General features: G+C 57.9%; 11 protein-coding genes. 6 read left to right on the plus strand and 5 right to left on the minus strand.

The annotated features are described in order from the left end of the window. Positions 1-44: 44 nt before the first annotated feature. Positions 45-3017 carry a TonB-dependent receptor gene (locus DKW72_RS02145; protein ID WP_111640655.1) on the plus strand — a complete coding sequence of 991 codons (2973 nt, stop codon included), beginning with the start codon at positions 45-47 and terminating at the stop codon, positions 3015-3017. Between the two features lie 115 nt (positions 3018-3132). Here the strand turns inward: DKW72_RS02145 and DKW72_RS02150 are convergent, their stop codons facing one another. Continuing rightward, the gene (locus DKW72_RS02150; RefSeq protein WP_111640656.1) at positions 3133-5844 is read right to left on the minus strand and encodes an exo-rhamnogalacturonan lyase family protein; all 2712 of its coding nucleotides are present in this window, start codon (positions 5842-5844) and stop codon (positions 3133-3135) included. A 272-nt stretch (positions 5845-6116) separates the two neighbouring features. On the opposite strand from DKW72_RS02150, the gene DKW72_RS02155 reads away from it, so the two are divergent. Next, positions 6117-6554, plus strand: a complete 438-nt coding sequence (locus tag DKW72_RS02155) for a GFA family protein (protein WP_111640657.1) — start codon at positions 6117-6119, stop codon at positions 6552-6554. A 46-nt stretch (positions 6555-6600) separates the two neighbouring features. Here DKW72_RS02155 and DKW72_RS02160 read toward each other — a convergent pair whose 3' ends face one another. The 3 genes from DKW72_RS02160 to metH form a co-directional block, all read right to left on the minus strand. Next, the gene (locus tag DKW72_RS02160) at positions 6601-7077 is read right to left on the minus strand and encodes a DUF6644 family protein (RefSeq protein ID WP_111640658.1); all 477 of its coding nucleotides are present in this window, start codon (positions 7075-7077) and stop codon (positions 6601-6603) included. Positions 7078-7083: 6 nt separating this feature from the next. Continuing rightward, positions 7084-7464, minus strand: a complete 381-nt coding sequence (locus tag DKW72_RS02165) for a DUF6152 family protein (protein WP_198411185.1) — start codon at positions 7462-7464, stop codon at positions 7084-7086. Between the two features lie 110 nt (positions 7465-7574). Next, on the minus strand, positions 7575-11285 hold the full coding sequence (gene metH / locus DKW72_RS02170) for a methionine synthase (RefSeq protein WP_111640660.1): 3711 nt from the start codon (positions 11283-11285) through the stop codon (positions 7575-7577). 168 nt (positions 11286-11453) lie between these two features. Here metH and DKW72_RS02175 point away from each other — a divergent pair, with 168 nt between their 5' ends. The 4 genes from DKW72_RS02175 to nfuA all read left to right on the plus strand — a co-directional run bounded on the left by DKW72_RS02175 (position 11454) and on the right by nfuA (position 15008). Then, positions 11454-13145, plus strand: a complete 1692-nt coding sequence (locus DKW72_RS02175; RefSeq protein WP_111640661.1) for a carbon starvation CstA family protein — start codon at positions 11454-11456, stop codon at positions 13143-13145. Next, positions 13138-13422: a cory-CC-star protein gene (locus DKW72_RS02180; protein WP_198411186.1), complete on the plus strand. Its 285-nt coding sequence runs from the start codon at positions 13138-13140 to the stop codon at positions 13420-13422. The genes DKW72_RS02175 and DKW72_RS02180 overlap by 8 nt, the downstream gene beginning before the upstream one ends. Positions 13423-13430: 8 nt before the next feature. Then, on the plus strand, positions 13431-14315 hold the full coding sequence (locus tag DKW72_RS02185; protein WP_157960367.1) for an ArsA family ATPase: 885 nt from the start codon (positions 13431-13433) through the stop codon (positions 14313-14315). 105 nt (positions 14316-14420) lie between these two features. Then, a complete protein-coding gene (gene nfuA / locus DKW72_RS02190; protein ID WP_111640664.1) occupies positions 14421-15008 on the plus strand; it encodes a Fe-S biogenesis protein NfuA in 588 nt (195 codons plus the stop codon). A 14-nt stretch (positions 15009-15022) separates the two neighbouring features. On the opposite strand, the gene DKW72_RS02195 is transcribed toward nfuA, so the two are convergent. Continuing rightward, positions 15023-15925 (minus strand): hypothetical protein, encoded by a 903-nt coding sequence (locus DKW72_RS02195; RefSeq protein WP_157960368.1) that lies wholly within the window; start codon positions 15923-15925, stop codon positions 15023-15025. Between the last annotated feature and the right edge of the window lie 719 nt (positions 15926-16644).

The raw sequence follows: 16644 nt of genomic DNA on the forward strand, positions 1-16644 counted from the left end.
GCACAAATAATTGACACAATCTGCTAACAATAAACGAGGGAACCATGACTAATTTTCATCAACCCCATGTACAGACTCTGCGCGAAATCAGCGTTCCGTTTTCACGCAAGAAACTGTCGGTCGGCATTGCGTCCGTCGTAATGGCGACAGCCTCCCTGGCAATGGTATCGCCGGCTTCGGTGTTTGCGCAGGAGGCGCCAAGCGCCAATGGCAATCAAAACGAGCTGAGCCAGGAAATTATCGAAGAGATTGTAGTTTCCGGTATTCGTTTCAGTCAGCGTAGTGCGTTGGATCGCAAGCGCGAATCCGGCACCATGTCTGATTCATTGGTCGCCGAGGATATCGGCGAATTCCCGGACAAGAATATCGGCGAGGCGCTGCAGCGTATCCCCGGTATTCAGCTTGACCGCGACAACGGCGAAGGTGCGACGGTAAGTATTCGCGGCGTTTCTCCGGACCTTCTGCGGGTAGAAGTCAATGGTGTAGGCGCCATGGGTATGGGAGGTAGCCGTGCTGTAGACTTCCGTGATATGGCCTCGGAGCTGGTTCGCTCCCTTGATGTGATCAAGGGCTCGGAAGCGCGCCTGACAGAGGGCGGCATCGGCGGCACCATTCACGTTAACACGCGCAAGCCCAACGAGTTTGACTCGAACTTTCTTTCCGTGTCCGGTGAAGGGCAGTATAACGACCTGATTGGCGATATCATGCCCAAGTTCAACGTTACGGGCGTATACAAGTTTAATGAAGACTTTGGCGTCCTTCTGAACGTTACTGCATCAGATAAAAACACGATTATTCATGCACTCAGAAACACTGAGTGGGCAAGGTTTGCCGACTACGATAACTCACCCGAAAAAACGACAGTGCATCCGGATTATGCTGGCGTGACTGACAAAGCTGATTGTGCTTCGGCCGCCAGCGTCGAGGATTGTGAGTCTCAGTGGTTGGATTTCTCCCCCTTCCTGCCGCGCTACGGGATGTGGCGCCGGGATGAAAAGCGCTTGAGCGCGAATGCCATGGCGCAGTATCGGTTTAACGATTATTTCTCCAGCCACGTCAGCTATACCGTAAACCACCGGGATAAAGCGGCCCACGATATCAACTTGCAGTTTGAGACTCAGTCCGCAGCCCGAATCGACCCGGATAGCGTGGTTGTTCGTCCCAACAAGAACGTTGCCTCCTTCGAAACTGCTCAGGCTTCGGTCAGTAACCGGGTACTTCAGTTTGCGTGGGATCAGAAAACCACCATGCTTGAAACCGGCTTTGAGTTTGAAAATGATCAGTGGAAAGCTACCGGTCAGCTGGCGCGTTCCGAGTCGGAGCAAGACATTGATTCACGCGACACCACTGCTTGGGCTGACGGGATTGCCGGGATCCGCGTAGATCTGAATGAGAAAGGTTTGCCCGACATCAATTTGAGCAACGCCTATATTCGCAATCCGGACGATCTGAGTGATACCTCCAACACATTTGATGTGAATGATCCGGGCAGCTATGCGGGTGGTTCCCGGTTCAGGTATACGCCGAGCCGGGATGAAACTTCGGAAGATATGGCCAAGTTTGATCTGGTGTTCAGTCCGGAAGACGGATTCTTTACGTCCTTTATGACCGGTTTCCAGCATAGAACCGAGTCCTTTGCCAACTGGAGCTTTCGCCACGACATCAGCCGCAATGTTGGTGCCACTTACAACGATGAAGAGTGGACGATTGAAGATCAGACTGCGCTGATTCAGGGGCGTACCCAGGAGACGGATCCGTTCTTCAAAGGTTACAGCCTGGGTGTCAACACCTTGGGGACCTGGCAGGCGATCGATAACCACGCCTTTATGCAGGCGATGCGTGAAGTCAGCGCCGACAGCACTGAGCGTCGGGATCTGGATGTGCAGCGCGGTAACTTTGATGTGGAAGTCGCCAGCAATGCCATCTATGGCCAGGCGAACTTCGAGACCGAACTGGGCGGACTGCGACTGAACGGTAACTTTGGTGTCCGTATCGTGGAAACCGATACCAAGGCCAACGGCGATGTGACCATTCGGGTGATCGAAGATCAGCTGGATGAAGATGGCGAGCCGATTGTGAATGATGCCGGTATCTATCTGTCGGAGGAGTCACTGGATGATGATGATATCTTCGATGGCCGCAAAACCATCAGTTCCAGCTACTCCGATGTGCTGCCCAGTCTGAACCTGAACCTGCATTTGATTCAGGATGAGTTGATACTTTACTTCGGCGCCGCCAAGGTGATGTCTCGTCCGCGTATCGGCGATATCAACGTCAATGCCAACTGTACGCTGTACAAGAACACCCAGGCGGAAATTGATAACGAGGCCAATGTCTGTACTGCGGGCAACCCCAATCTGGATCCCTATCGGGCAACCCAGATGGATCTGGCTCTGACCTGGTACCCGAACCAGGACTCCATTGTGTCCGGTGCCCTGTTCACGAAAGACATCACCAGCTGGATTATCGATCCGGAGACCAACTATGACGTGGACTTCTTTAATGATGGTCGAGTCTGGGATGTGCGCCAGCGTTTGAATGGCAGTGGCGTCAAGGTCAAAGGCCTGGAGCTGCAAGCCTCCACGATGTTCACTATGCTGCCCGCGCCCTTCGATGGCTTTGGCGGTAGCGTGAACTACACCTACATGGAAGCTGATGATGTGGGCTTGTTCAACGCACTGACCGGGGAAGAACTGCCATTCCCGAACCAGTCCAAGAACAGCTACAACGTTACCGCTTTCTATGAGGCGAACAGCTGGAGCGCACGCGTGGCCTACAACTACCGTGACGAGTATCTGGTCGCTGCCCGTGACCGTTCGGGCAACCCGGCCTTTGTCGATAGTGCCGGTTACCTGGATGCCAAGTTCAACTACAATATCACCCCTCAGTTGCGCTTCCATGTCGACGGACGCAACCTGACCGGTGAAGTGCGTTCCATCAACGCAGGTCCGGGCCGTATGTCCACTTACGATTGGGCCGGTCGCGAATATTCGGTAGGGTTGACCTACCGCATGTAAGCCTGACAGCGGGAACCTAAAAAGCCCCCGGGGAATGCTCCCCGGGGGCTTTTTTATGGGCTCTGAATAAACATGCTGTTGGCCCGGGCAGTGTCAGTGCCCCGGGCCAACCGGTTTAGGGGTAGCGCACCTCAGAACCGATCAGAGCCAGGTTCTGGATGGCGGCCAGTCCCCATTGGGCAGCCTCGTTGGTGGACATCCAGGCGGCTTCCTCCGTCGGGTTGAGCACCACCGGACCGGTTAACTGCTTCACCTCCAGGTTGCGACTCCGGTTCCACTCCCGCGCGAATTCCGCCCAGGCTCGCTCAGCGAGCTCCCGATCCTGTTCCCGATGCGCGACATAGGCGGTCAGGCGCGAGTGAGCGTTGGTCAGGCTGTTGTTGCCGAAGGCCACGCCCAAGGCGGCACGCTGCTCCTCGGCGCTGGCGTTGTAGAGACGACCATACTGGAGCCAGGCGGCTTTGAACGCCGGGATATCGAACAGCTGATTGAGTTCCGTACAGATTTCAATCAGGCCAAATACCGCACTCAGGTGCGATAGGGAGGGCGGACGATCAGCGTGTGGAACGAGGGTGCGAGTAGACACATCGTAAAGGAAGCTGCCGGCAAAAAAGCCGTGCGGGTGCTCCCCGATGACGCGCATGGAGCGCTCCAGATAGTCTTTGTAACGCGGGTCGCCGGTGCGCTCCCAGGCGGTCAGCCAGTTGGCCGCGGCGGAGCCCCAGTCGGTGCCCACCCCTATTTGGGCTTGGCCCGGGGGGAGGGGCTGGCGGTCAACCTTGCGGGTCGGGTTGAGCTCCCCCAGCATCTGGTCGGCGTCGGCCACTTCCCAGAGTACATCCCCGGTGCGATCGTCGGCGGTCAGGTAGTAGTGAAAGCGCCGGTAGGCGGCGGTGCTGATACGCAGTTGTTTGGCGCTACAGCCCCAGTGCTGAACATTGTGGCGGGTGCCCAGGCCCCGGAAAGGACCGGCGTGATAGATGTCCACGTCACGGGTGTGTCGGGTCATATTTTCTGCAAGACGAAACGCCTTGGGGTCACCACTGCGCAGGAACGAGTACCACAGCCAAAGGTCGGGGGACAGCTCGGAGTTGTCCCAGGCATAACCGCCGACATCGTAGCGCCAGACGTGGCGGTCGGTGTCATAGGCATGCATCACATCGCCGTAGTTCCAGAAGCCGTACCAGTGGCGCTGATCTACTTGTTGCTGGTAGTAGTCGATCTGCCATTCGAGTCGGTTCTCAATGGCGACTTTGTATTTGTTGGAACGATCCGGGAGTGTCCAGAGCGAACCGAATACGCCGGCTTGCAAATAATCGTGCGGCGAGGCAACCACCAGCGGCGGTTGGGCAATAATATCAGCCATGGCGATGGTGTGATCGCGCGTTGGTGTGGCGTTCAGTACAAACAAGCGCATATCGGTGGTGCGTGCTACGCCGTAGGCAGTGCCAAATCCGGGTTCATAATCCTCGTAAGTGATGTTCATCGCATCAAGCTGCTTCTGATGCGTATCTTGCCCCAAGCCATCGTGATAAAAGCGAACGTCCATCGCGGGCGCTTCCGGCGACCAGAACCACAATGTCGCCTGGGCGCTGTCTCCGCCGGCATTGCGGATATCAAGCTGTACCGGATGGAGTTGCCAGAAATCCCTCATGCCGAACAGGATGCCGCCGGAAACGCCGCCGATATAGGCTGCCCCCTGGGCGCGTTTGCCCTGATCGGCATCAATCCAGGTGTGTCCGGCCTTGGTGCGCTTTTTAATGGCAAAGCTGTTGGCATTGAGCTGGGAAAGCGTGAAGTCGTTCCAGACCGGAATCCAGTGCATGCGCGTTCTGACCCGCTCTTCCCATTCGCTGAGAGGCGGCGTTTTGACACCGGCAATCTGCGCATCGCGGACGGCTTTACCCGGATCGCGCCTCAGGCCGGTTATTCCCTGAGGTGACTCAGCCCATAAACCGCCGTCTTCGCCCACGAATCTGACGTGACGATTGTAAAACTCATCGCGCTGTGGAACGTCGAACTGCAAACCCAGGCCTTTGATAAAATCCTGTTGGTCGTCGCCATCGTACACAAAGCTATGACTGATCTGCAGGGATTCGCCGCCCGAGTAGATGTACAGACGCAATGTAAAGGGCAACCATTCGCGGCCGCTGGTGGTGCGGTGTTTGCCCATGAGCTTGACTACGGCGCGCACAGGACCCTGTTGCTCGAGGGCGACCTTCTCGATATTGGATTCAAACTGCTCAACGTTGGTAGTGACTCCAGGTTCGCTGTAGGGCTGGTCCTGAACCAAACCGACCAGTTTCGCCTGTTGCCCGATAATTTTTCCGTCGCGTTCAAGGCGCTGCACAATGTGTGGCCCATCTTTGGGCACGACACAGGTGAATATGCCGTTTTCAATACGCACCTCTGTAGCCGATTCATGCACTTCAACCCTGAATGTTGGATCCGGGCCCTGTCCTTTGGCGAGGGTAAACTGCTCCCCCAACTCGCTATTGGCCGGAACCGCATGCGCCGTCCATTTGACGCTGCCATCGGGCCAATAGGCCGTGGGCCAGGATTGCAAAGGGACTTTTTCACCCCGCTGACTGATGAGGTGCAAGGCCTGGTCGGTGCTGAGCTCGCCCTGTGCCCACGGGTGACCCCATGTTGTCCCTTCCTTGCTGGTGGGTTCATTGCCGTCCAGCCAGCTCAAACGGCCCGGCTTGCGCTCTTGGGCTGCGGTTTGTGGGCCAGCATAGGCGAGTGGCGCTTGCTGGCATGCGGACAGGGCTACCGGCAACGAAGCCGCAAAGGCTGACTTTATTAGGAAATCACGTCTATTCATACTGAGTCCTCTCAGGTACCTATTATTGATTGTCTGCGCGCTCGGTGCGCAGAGGCGCAAGCGCGTTCAGGTTACCATAAAAATGATTGAAAGTGATCGAAAATGACACTATTTGGAGTTGTTTGGTGCGTCGCGCTCTGTGGGATAGCGACCGGCGATCCAGGACTCACCGCTTCTGAGTTGTAAAATTGCGTACACGGGTGGTGACCGGATTTGGAATTGCGCTATCTTATTCAGTTGACGATCACCTGAATGATTACAGGAGGCAAACCATGAGTAGTGAGCAGCCACGCACTGGGCAGTGCCTGTGCGGATCAGTTCGGATAACGGCGGAACCGAAGAATAGCCATTTCGGCGCCTGCCATTGCAGTCAATGCCGGAAGTGGGGCGGGGGGCCTCTCCTGGCGGCGGAATGCGAAGACAGGGTCAGCTTTGACGGCGAATCACATATTGCCACCTACGCCTCCTCTGAGTGGGCCGAGCGCGGCTTTTGCAAAAACTGCGGCACGCACCTGTTCTACCGGTTGAAGGGGCAGCCCTTCTACGCCATTCCCGTTGGCGTTTTTGACGACGGTCAGCCGTGGGAGTTTGCCGATCAGGTCTTTATTGACAACAAACCCCCATACTACAGCTTTGCCAATACCACCAAGAACTTGACCGAGGCGCAGGTGTTTGCCCAGTTCTCCGGCGATGCTTCTACGGAATCCTAAGGAAGGCAGGGTGCACGGTTGCCCCGTGTCACGTTCGGGGATCAATTCAAACAAACGCAATCCAACGGCCCGCAAGGAGAACAGCGAGCCATAGCACAAGTGACAGGACGGCGGTCAGTTTCAGTAGGGGAGCAGCAGGCTGGCCGGCCAATACGGCACGCCACTGTGGAAGCCGGTGAACGAGCAGCGTGTTCAGTAAGCCAAGGCTGATCAGAAGCTGTTTCAGTAGGAATGCGCTGTTGTCGAGATAGTGCGCGGGCTGCACGCTGAACAGCAGAGTACCCGTGACAATGGCCAGTGCCAGACCGACTGCAGCCACCAGGCTCATCAGGGGCGCCAGCTCGCTCAAACTGCCGCGCCGGATTGCGCCTAACAGTCGCAGGTCCAGGATGACGATGCCACCCGCGAGTAAGCCGATACCGAAAATATGGGCCGAGCTGACTAGCGGGTAGGCGATGGATGACTGGCGAAGCGCTGACGCCAAGGTGGTATCACCCAGACTCAGTAACAGCCCTTCCAGCATCGGTCCTCAATCCTCCTGCAGCAGACCCGGATAGAAGGTGTAGTGCTTGCCGTTGATGGTGGCGCGTACTGCTTTGATGATGTTCTCGTCGCTGTCTGCGGATCGATGTCCGCGGATCAGAACCTCATCACCAACCTCTGCTTCGCCCTCAACAAAGCCGGCTTCCCGAGTCTGGCGCGGATTGCCCAAATCCACCTGCCAAGGGCCCTCATCGGTGTCGATCATCAGACGCGGGTGAGGCGGACCAATAAAAACCTCCGTGATAGTGCCTGTCATTTCGACCTGCTCATCCTCTGCCCAGGCCCAGCCGTGGTGGGCGCTCGCGCTGGAAACCCACAGAAGCAGGCTGACCAGAGCGCCACAAAGTGTGATTGCGGTGATACGCATCCTGATACCTCGCTGATACGGGTGGTTCGGACTCTACAGTATAGAGCCTGGCCGGCACTGTGCCAGTCCGCGTTCAGCGTCAGGTTGTCTGTTAGCGGCTCGCCCTGTTATTACTTAGCCCCAGGCTCATACCCCAGCACCGGACTCAGCCAGCGCTCGATCTCCGTCACGCTCACGCCCTTGCGCTCGGCCAGGCTTTGGACCTGGTCTTTTTCGATCTTGCCGATGGCAAAGTAATCGGACTCCGGGTGGGAGAAGTACCAGCCGGACACCGCAGCGGTAGGGTACATGGCGTAGCTTTCAGTCAGTTCCAGGCCGGTGTTCTTTTCGGCGTCGAGCAGTTTGAACAGGCTGCCTTTTTCCGTGTGATCCGGACACGCCGGATAGCCGGGGGCAGGGCGAATGCCGGTGTACTTTTCCTTGATCAACTCGTCGTTGCTCAGGTGTTCGTCGGGCTGGTAGCCCCAGAATTCCTTGCGCACGCGCAGGTGCATATGTTCGGCGAAGGCTTCCGCCAGGCGGTCGGCCAGAGCCTTGACCATGATGCTGTTGTAGTCGTCGCCGGCCTTCTCGTATTGCTTGGCCAGTTCTTCAGCCCCGATACCCGCCGTCACGGCAAAGCCGCCGATATAGTCCTGTTTGCCGCTGTCTTTGGGGGCGACAAAGTCCGCCAGTGAGAAGTTGGGTTTCTTGTTGCCCGCTTTCTGCTGTTGTTGGCGCAGGTGGTGCAGGGTGCTGATCTGTTCGCCCTTGTCGTTGTACACGGCGATGTCGTCGTGGTTGACGGTGTTGGCCGGCCAGAAGCCGATCACGCCGTTGGCGCTGATCAGTTTTTCGTCGATGAGTTTGCGCAACATCGCCTGGGCGTCGCTGAACAGACTGCGCGCCGCTTCGCCCACGATTTCATCATCGAGAATCTTGGGGTACTTGCCCGCCAAGTCCCAGGAGATAAAGAAGGGCGTCCAGTCGATAAAGTCGATCAGGTCGTCCAGTGGGTAGTCTTCAAACACGCGCACACCGGTAAACGCCGGTTTGGGCGGGGTGTAGTTGTCCCAGTCCAGTTGCGGGCCGTGGGCGATGGCGTCCGGGTAGGTGCGCAGGGTGCCGCGCGGTTTGCGGTTGGCGTTGCGCACGCGCACGGCTTCGTATTCGGTTTTCAGTTCGGCGACAAACTTGTCCCGGTGGTCGTCGGACAGCAGGTTGCTGGCGACACTGACCGAACGCGAGGCGTCGGCCACATACACCACCTGATTGAGGGTGTAAGCCGGCTCGATTTTCACGGCGGTGTGCGCCTTGGAGGTGGTGGCGCCACCGATCATCACCGGTTTGCTGATGCCCCGGCGCTCCAGCTCCCGGGCGACGCCCACCATTTCGTCCAGGGACGGGGTGATCAGGCCGGACAGGCCGATAATGTCGCAGTTCTCTTTGACGGCCACATCGATGATTTTTTCGGTGGGCACCATCACACCCAGGTCCACCACGTCGTAGTTGTTGCACTGCAACACCACGCCGACGATGTTCTTGCCGATGTCGTGGACATCGCCCTTCACCGTGGCCATCAGAATTTTGCCGTTGGGCTTGCTGGCTTCGGTTTTTTCCGCTTCGATGTAGGGTTGCAGGTAGGCAACCGCCTGCTTCATGACACGCGCCGACTTGACCACCTGGGGCAGGAACATTTTGCCGTCGCCAAACAGATCGCCGACCACGTTCATGCCGTCCATGAGCGGGCCCTCGATCACGTCCAGAGGTTTGCTCGCCTGCTGGCGGGATTCTTCGGTGTCTTCGATGATAAACGCGGTAATGCCTTTAATCAGCGCGTGTTCGATACGCTTATTCACCGGCAGGGCACGCCAGGCCAGGTCTTCCTTTTTCTCGCCGGTGCTGCCATCGCCCTTGTATTTTTCCGCGATATCCAGCAGCGCTTCGGTGGCATTGTCGTTGCGGTTGAGGATCACATCCTCGACCTTGTCTTTCAGTTCCGCGGGCAGGTCGTCGTATACCGCCAGTTGCCCGGCGTTGACAATGCCCATGTTCAGCCCGGCTTTAATGGCGTAGTACAAAAACACCGAGTGAATGGCTTCGCGCACCGGGTTGTTGCCCCGGAAGGAAAAGGACACGTTGGATACGCCGCCGCTCACCCCGGCGTGGGGCAGGTTCTGGCGAATCCAGCGGGTGGCCTCGATAAAGTCCACGGCGTAGTTGTTGTGCTCGTCGATGCCGGTGGCGACGGCAAAGATGTTCGGGTCAAAAATGATGTCCTGGGGCGGGAAGCCCACCTTGTCCACCAGCACCCGGTAGGAACGCTCGCAGATTTCCCGCTTGCGTGCAGCGGTGTCGGCCTGACCGTCTTCGTCAAAGGCCATCACCACCACGGCGGCGCCGTAGCGCATGCACAGACGTGCCCGCTCGATAAACTCGGCTTCGCCTTCTTTCAGGCTGATGGAGTTGACGATGGGTTTGCCCTGAATGCATTTCAGGCCCGACTCAATCACTTCCCACTTGGAGGAGTCCACCATGATCGGCACCCGGGCAATGTCCGGCTCGCCCGCAATCAAGGTCAGAAAGCGCACCATGGCCTGCTCGGAGTCGAGCATGGCTTCGTCCATGTTGATGTCAATAACCTGCGCGCCGTTCTCCACCTGTTCCAGCGCCACTTCCAGGGCGGTGGTGTAGTCCTCTTCGATAATCAGGCGCTTGAAACGCGCCGAGCCGGTGACGTTACAGCGCTCGCCCACGTTCACAAAGAGCGAGTCTTTGGTGATGTTGAAGGGTTCCAGGCCGGACAGGCGGCAGGCCGGTTCGATCTCCGGCAGCGGGCGCGGGGGGTATTTACTGACCGCGTCGGCAATGGCTTTGATGTGCTCGGGCGCGGTGCCGCAGCAGCCGCCGATGATGTTCAGGAAGCCGCTTTTGGCAAACTCCTCGACGATCTCCGCCATCTCTTCCGGGGTCTGATCGTATTCGCCAAACTCGTTGGGCAGGCCGGCGTTGGGGTGCGCCGACACATAGCAATCGGCAATGCGCGACAGTTCCTGCACATAGGGGCGCAGCTCTTCGGCCCCCAGTGCGCAGTTCAGGCCCATGCTCAACGGGCGGGCATGAGCCAGGGCATTGTAAAAGGCTTCGGTGGTCTGGCCGGACAGGGTCCGGCCGGAGGCATCGGTAATCGTGCCCGAGATCATGATCGGCAATTCAAAACCCACCTGATCAAAATACTGCTGCACCGCAAACACCGCTGCCTTGGCGTTGAGGGTGTCGAACACGGTTTCGATCAGGATCAGGTCGGAGCCGCCTTCCACCAGTGCGGCGACCGCTTCGGTGTAGTTTTCCACCAGTTGGTCAAAGGTGACGTTGCGCGCGCCCGGGTCGTTCACATCAGGTGAGATGGAGGCGGTGCGGCTGGTAGGGCCAAGGACGCCCGCGACGTAGCGGGGCTTGTCCGGATTCTCGGCCGTGACCTCGTCGCACAGCTCGCGGGTCAGTTGCGCGGCCACCCGGTTGAGCTCGGGCACCAGATCTTCCATGTCGTAATCGGCCATGGACAGGCGCGTGGTATTAAAGGTGTTGGTTTCGATGATGTCCGCACCCGCATCCAGATAGCCGCGCTGGATCTCGCGGATGATGTCCGGCTGGGTGATGTTGAGCAGGTCGTTATTGCCCGCGATATCCATGTGGTAGTCGGCAAAGCGCTGGCCCCGATACTCGGCTTCCTTGAGCTTGTAGCTCTGGATCATGGTGCCGGTACCGCCATCCAGAATCAGGATGCGTTCTTTCAGGGATTGATGGAGGGCCGCGAGGCGGGATTGGCGATCGTTACTCATGGGTATCCTGTGGCTAAATCACGGTCGAAACGGGCGCCGATTGTACCAGAAAAGGGGTAGAGGTGGGTCCGGCGCGGTCCCGGGCGCTTTTGTCTGCGCGGGAAAACTGCCAAAATAGCGGCCGTTTTCACAGATCAAGTCAAAACACGCCGACAATAAGAGACGATTATGTACCCGATGCTGGTCGCCCTGGGGGGCTTTGTGGTGTTCTATCTGGGCTGGCGCTTCTATTCGCGCTTTCTCGCCGCCCACCTGTTTCGCCTGGACCCGGATGCCAGAACCCCCGCCCACGAGTTTAACGACGGCCTGGATTTTGTGCCCACCAACCGCTTTGTGCTGTTGGGCCACCACTTCTCGTCGGTGGCGGGCGCAGCGCCCATTATCGGTCCGGCCATTGCGGTGATCTGGGGCTGGTTGCCGGCGTTGATCTGGATTCTCGTGGGCACGGTGTTTATCGCCGGGATGCACGACTTCAGTACCCTCTGGGCCTCGATCCGTCACAAGGCTCGCTCCATCGGCAGCATCGCCACCGAGGTGTTGGGTCCGCGTGCCAAAAGTCTGTTTCTGCTGTTGATTTTCTTTCTGCTGCTGATGGTCAACGCCGTTTTTGCCGTCGCCATCGCGACGCTGTTCGTCAATTTTCCCGGCAGCCTCTTGCCCTACTGGTTGCAGATTCCCATTGCCATCACCATCGGTTTCCTGGCCTTTCGTACCCGCATCGGGCTGTTGATTCCCTGTCTGATTGGCCTGGCCCTGCTGGTGAGTCTGATTTTTGTCGGCGCCAGCGTGCCCCTGAGTCTGCCCCAGGAGATCGCCGGGGTACCTGACAGCGCCTGGTGGGTGTTGATCATGCTCGGCTATGGCGCCATCGCCTCGCGCCTGCCAGTGTGGGTATTGCTCCAGCCCCGGGACTTTATCAATTCGCACCTGCTGTTTATCGGTCTGGCGCTGATGTATGTGGGACTGTTTGTGGCCCAGCCGGACTTTACCGCGCCCATGATCAACACCAACGTCCCGGACGGAACGCCACCCCTGATTCCGCTGCTGTTTGTGACCGTGGCCTGCGGGGCGATTTCCGGTTTTCACGGCCTGGTCAGCTCCGGTACCAGCTCCCGTCAGTTGGAGCGCGAGCCTGACGCCCGCTTTGTCGGCTACCTGGGCGCGACCGGCGAGGGCTTGCTGGCGCTGGCGGCGCTGCTGGCGGTGTCTGCCGGTTTTGCCTCGACCGTGGAGTGGGGCGCCCACTACGAAACCTGGGCACAGGCCAGTGCGGGCGGTATTGCCGCCTTTGCGCAAGGCGCGGGCAATTTGTTGAGCAGTCTCGGGTTGCCGGTGGTGGTAGGCAGCACCCTGGTGTCTACCATGGTGGTCTGCTTTGCGGCCACCACCCTGGATACCTCCATGCGCCTGCAGCGGTTTATTCTGGCGGAGATCGGCCGGGACTACCGCATGCCTGCGCTCACCAACGTCAATATCGCGACCTTTGTCACCTTCGTCAGCTGTGCGGCCCTGGCCTTCCTGGCCGATCCGGATAACCCCGGCGGAGGGGGCATGATGCTCTGGCCGCTGTTTGGCACCACCAACCAGTTGATGGCGGGCCTGTCCCTGCTGGTGGTGACCCTGTTGCTCTGGCACCTGCGCCGGCCGGTACGGTACACCCTGATCCCTTTCCTGTTCGTGGCTTCCATGACCGCCTCGGCCATGCTCTACAACCTGTCCATGTACCTGGCGGCAGGCAACTGGATGCTGCTGTGCCTGGGCGGCATTATCTTTTGCCTGAACATCTGGCTGATTCTGGAAGGTGCGGCCGCGGCCCTGCGCCTGCGCCAGGCCCGGCGAGAGGAGCTTGAGCGTGCCTAAGGTGTCCGCTCTGAGTAGGTTGGGTGCGCGTTTGCGCCACTGGGGCGGATTGTATCGGGAGTTTTACGAACAGCCCTATCGCCGCACCCTCGCGTTAGAGCAGCGCCGGAAGGACGATTTCTTCCGTCTGCTGGTGCTGAGCGAAAGCCTGGGTATGCCCAGCCCGGCGTCCTGGTACTGCCTTGAACTGACCCCTTTTGTGGTGGAAGATCTGCACCGCTGGCACCAACGCATGGGCATGGAACACTGCCCGGTGTGTGGCTTCCGCTGCTGTTGAGGATGACGATGCAACCCATCACTTTTTTTGGCGGCAAGGGCGGGGTGGGGAAGACCACCCTGGCGGCAGCCACTGCCCTCGGGCTGGCGCAGGCGGGGCGCAAGACCCTGTTGATCTCCACCGATCCGGCCCATTCACTCAGTGACCTGCTGGATATTCCCCTCGGTGATAAAGCGCTGGAGGTGGCGCCCAATTTCTGGGTGCGCGAGCTCGATCCGGAGGTGGCACGGGCCGCCTATATTGCCTCGGTCAAAGCCAACATCCGCCGCTTTGCGGCGCCGGAGTTTTTGCGCGAAGCCGAGCGCCAGGTAGAGTTGGCCGGGCAGCACCCGGGGGCTATGGAATCGGCCCTGTTTGAGGCCCTGTGTCAGCAACTGGACGCCCAGGCGGACTGGGACCAACTCATTATCGATACCGCCCCCACCGGCCATACCCTGCACCTGCTCACCCTGCCGGAATCCATGCAGGCGTGGACCCAGGCGCTGCTGGCCCACCAGTTGGATGCCCCCAAGGGCAACCTGCCCGAGCGGGACGATCCGCGCCAGCAGGCGAGGGCGCTGCTCCAGGCTCGCCAGGCACTGTTTCAACGCACCCGAGCGCGCCTGCAGGACCCGGCGCAGTGCGGCTTTGTGCTGGTGGTCAATGACGACCGGCTGAGCGTCAGTGAGGGCGAGCGCGCCCGGCAAACCCTGGTAGCCGCTGGCGTATCAATCCCCGCCTTACTCGTCAATCGGGCCCTGCGCCCCGAGGCCGAGCTGGGGCCCGCCATGGCGCAGCGATTCCCGGGCCTGCCGGTGCGGGTGCTGCCGCAGCGTGAGCCTGCCCCTCAGGGATTGAGCGGTTTGGCCGATATGGCCGAGGCATTGGCCCGCGCCGGGTTTGGGCCTGTATAGTGGGTAAATCTGTGTTATTCCCCGCCCGCCGGTTTTTATCCCGTTCGGAATAGCGTAAAATACCTGAGTAATTTAATCAGGTATATGAGGTCTGTCGGTCCTGTTATGGCAAATGTAGAGATTACCGAATCCGCCCAGGAGTATTTGAAAGGCTTGCTGGACAAGCAGAAAGACAACGAGGGCATTGGCATCCGTATGTTCGTTGCCAGCCCCGGCACCCCTCAGGCGGAAACCTGTATTGCGTACTGCCGCCCGGGCGAAGAAAAGGAAGAAGACGAGAAGGTCGAACTCAATGGCTTTAGCGCCTGGTTCGAGCACCGCAGCCTGCCTTACCTGGAAGGCGCCAAAGTGGACTATTCCGCCGACCGCATGGGCGGCCAGCTCACCATTCGCGCCCCGAATGCCAAAATGCCCCAGGTCAACGACGACAGCCCGCTCGAAGATCGGGTGAACTACATCCTCTTCAACGAAGTGAACCCCGGCCTCGCCTCCCACGGTGGCAACGTCAGCCTGGTGGAAATCACCGATGACATGTACGCCATCCTCCGCTTCGGCGGCGGCTGCCAAGGCTGCGGCGCGGTGGAAGTCACCCTCAAAAACGGCGTCGAAACCGCGCTCCTGGATAAACTGCCCGAGCTCAAGGGTATCCGCGACGTGACTGACCACACCGACCGCACCAACGCCTATATTTAGAAATCGGGTCGCCGCTACTCTGGAGATTCCAGGGGGCGGCTCTCTTGATTCCCTCCATCGAGCGCCCTTTGTTCGAAAAGCGTCAGTAGTTTATCTTGGTTATCTCCGATGACATCGGCAATTGCTTTGGCTTGCCAATGCTCTTCTACCGCAGCCTTTACGGGATTTTTCTTGGCATAGTCGACATGGAAGCTGTCGACGACTGCGGTGACTATATTTCTCGCTCTATCCAGGAATTCCCAGCTGCCTGAGTCATGGTTAGGGGCGTGCAAAAACTGAACCTCGATAAATGCATCGGGACTTATAGGTATTGAATAGTAGGCAGTCAACAACCCGTTTGGCCCGGTGCTTCCGTAGTGTGTCCAGAGCTGGTTGTTGGATAACCTGTCATTAAAGCTGGTTTTTATCTCATCGCCATATACACTAAAGCCCGAATACGAGTGCCTATCGAATTCTGACTCTTGTTGACTGATATTTTTGTTTATATCGTCGTAGTGGCGGGTCATGTGCTCGTCAATCATAATTATGTAGTCAAATCTACTCTGTGTGTCGAAAGCGCCCCACTGGCTACTGTGATCTTGGGCTTTGTGGATAGCGATATTCATCATGAGTGAGCCAAGGTTCTTCCCGAAAAAGCCCCGCTCCTTAACGTCCCACCAGCGCTGGATGACTGTCTTTGCATGCCCGGAATATCTAAAATCCTGTGAGTGGGTGTCGACTTTCTTGATCATGTCATTGGCGGGCATGTCTCGACTGAAGTTTTCGGGCATGGAGAATTGGAAAATATTCCCGTCGATATCGACGGACCTTGTGGCGCCCGGAAACGTTGAAGGTCCCCGGTCCATGGCAAACGCACGAAAGATTGAGGTAAACATAATGACAGCCAGTAAAATTTTAAGTGTTAGTGTATGGTTCATGGCAAGTAGTTGTTTATGGTTTTGATGGCGCGGTTGGCCCTGTTTTCAAGTCTGTGAAAGGCGGATTGAATTCTTCCTCGCCCTTTTCCTGGGCCGCTCTCCATGTTGGCGCTCCATTCCTTATGAGACTGAAAAATGGTATGTGGACTTTGGGCAACGCTTCCGCTCATTACATGGTTGGCGTAAATCAGAGAACCTACCAGCTTTCTTGGATTAATAGTGTTTAGCCCCAAGATTTGATGGACCATGTCATAGTCGTGTGCGCGAACAGCTACCAATTTTACCCCAGCTCGGTCGAACAGACGGCGACTCCTGTGTGTGTTGTTTCCACTGCCGTGCAGGGTTACGCTATGCTTGTTCAAAAGGCTGCCTTTATCCGGATGCCGAATGCCGTTTAGGCGAAGCCGGTTAAAGGCCGTAGTGCTGCCTCCGTTCAGATAGTCTATCCGGTAGTAGTCACTTACTGCGCTGTGCACCGATGAACTACCTTTTAATGCGTAACCGTCCAAAGGTCTGGGGGAAGCGCGCAGCTTGTGTATCATGTTGCGGGGAAGCCTGAATATCGCCGTGGGTAAAAAGCAGATGATTGAGTTTGTGAGAGGTGTCCATAGTTGCTCCATGCAGATGATTAATACGTCACTGTACTTTCCGTCAAACGCACCTCATAAATTAGCAGATTATGGCAGCGTTGGAAGCCCAGGGGGATGTGATTTCTATCA

This window comes from Marinimicrobium alkaliphilum, assembly GCF_003259155.1.
Lineage (GTDB): Bacteria > Pseudomonadota > Gammaproteobacteria > Pseudomonadales > Cellvibrionaceae > Marinimicrobium_A > Marinimicrobium_A alkaliphilum.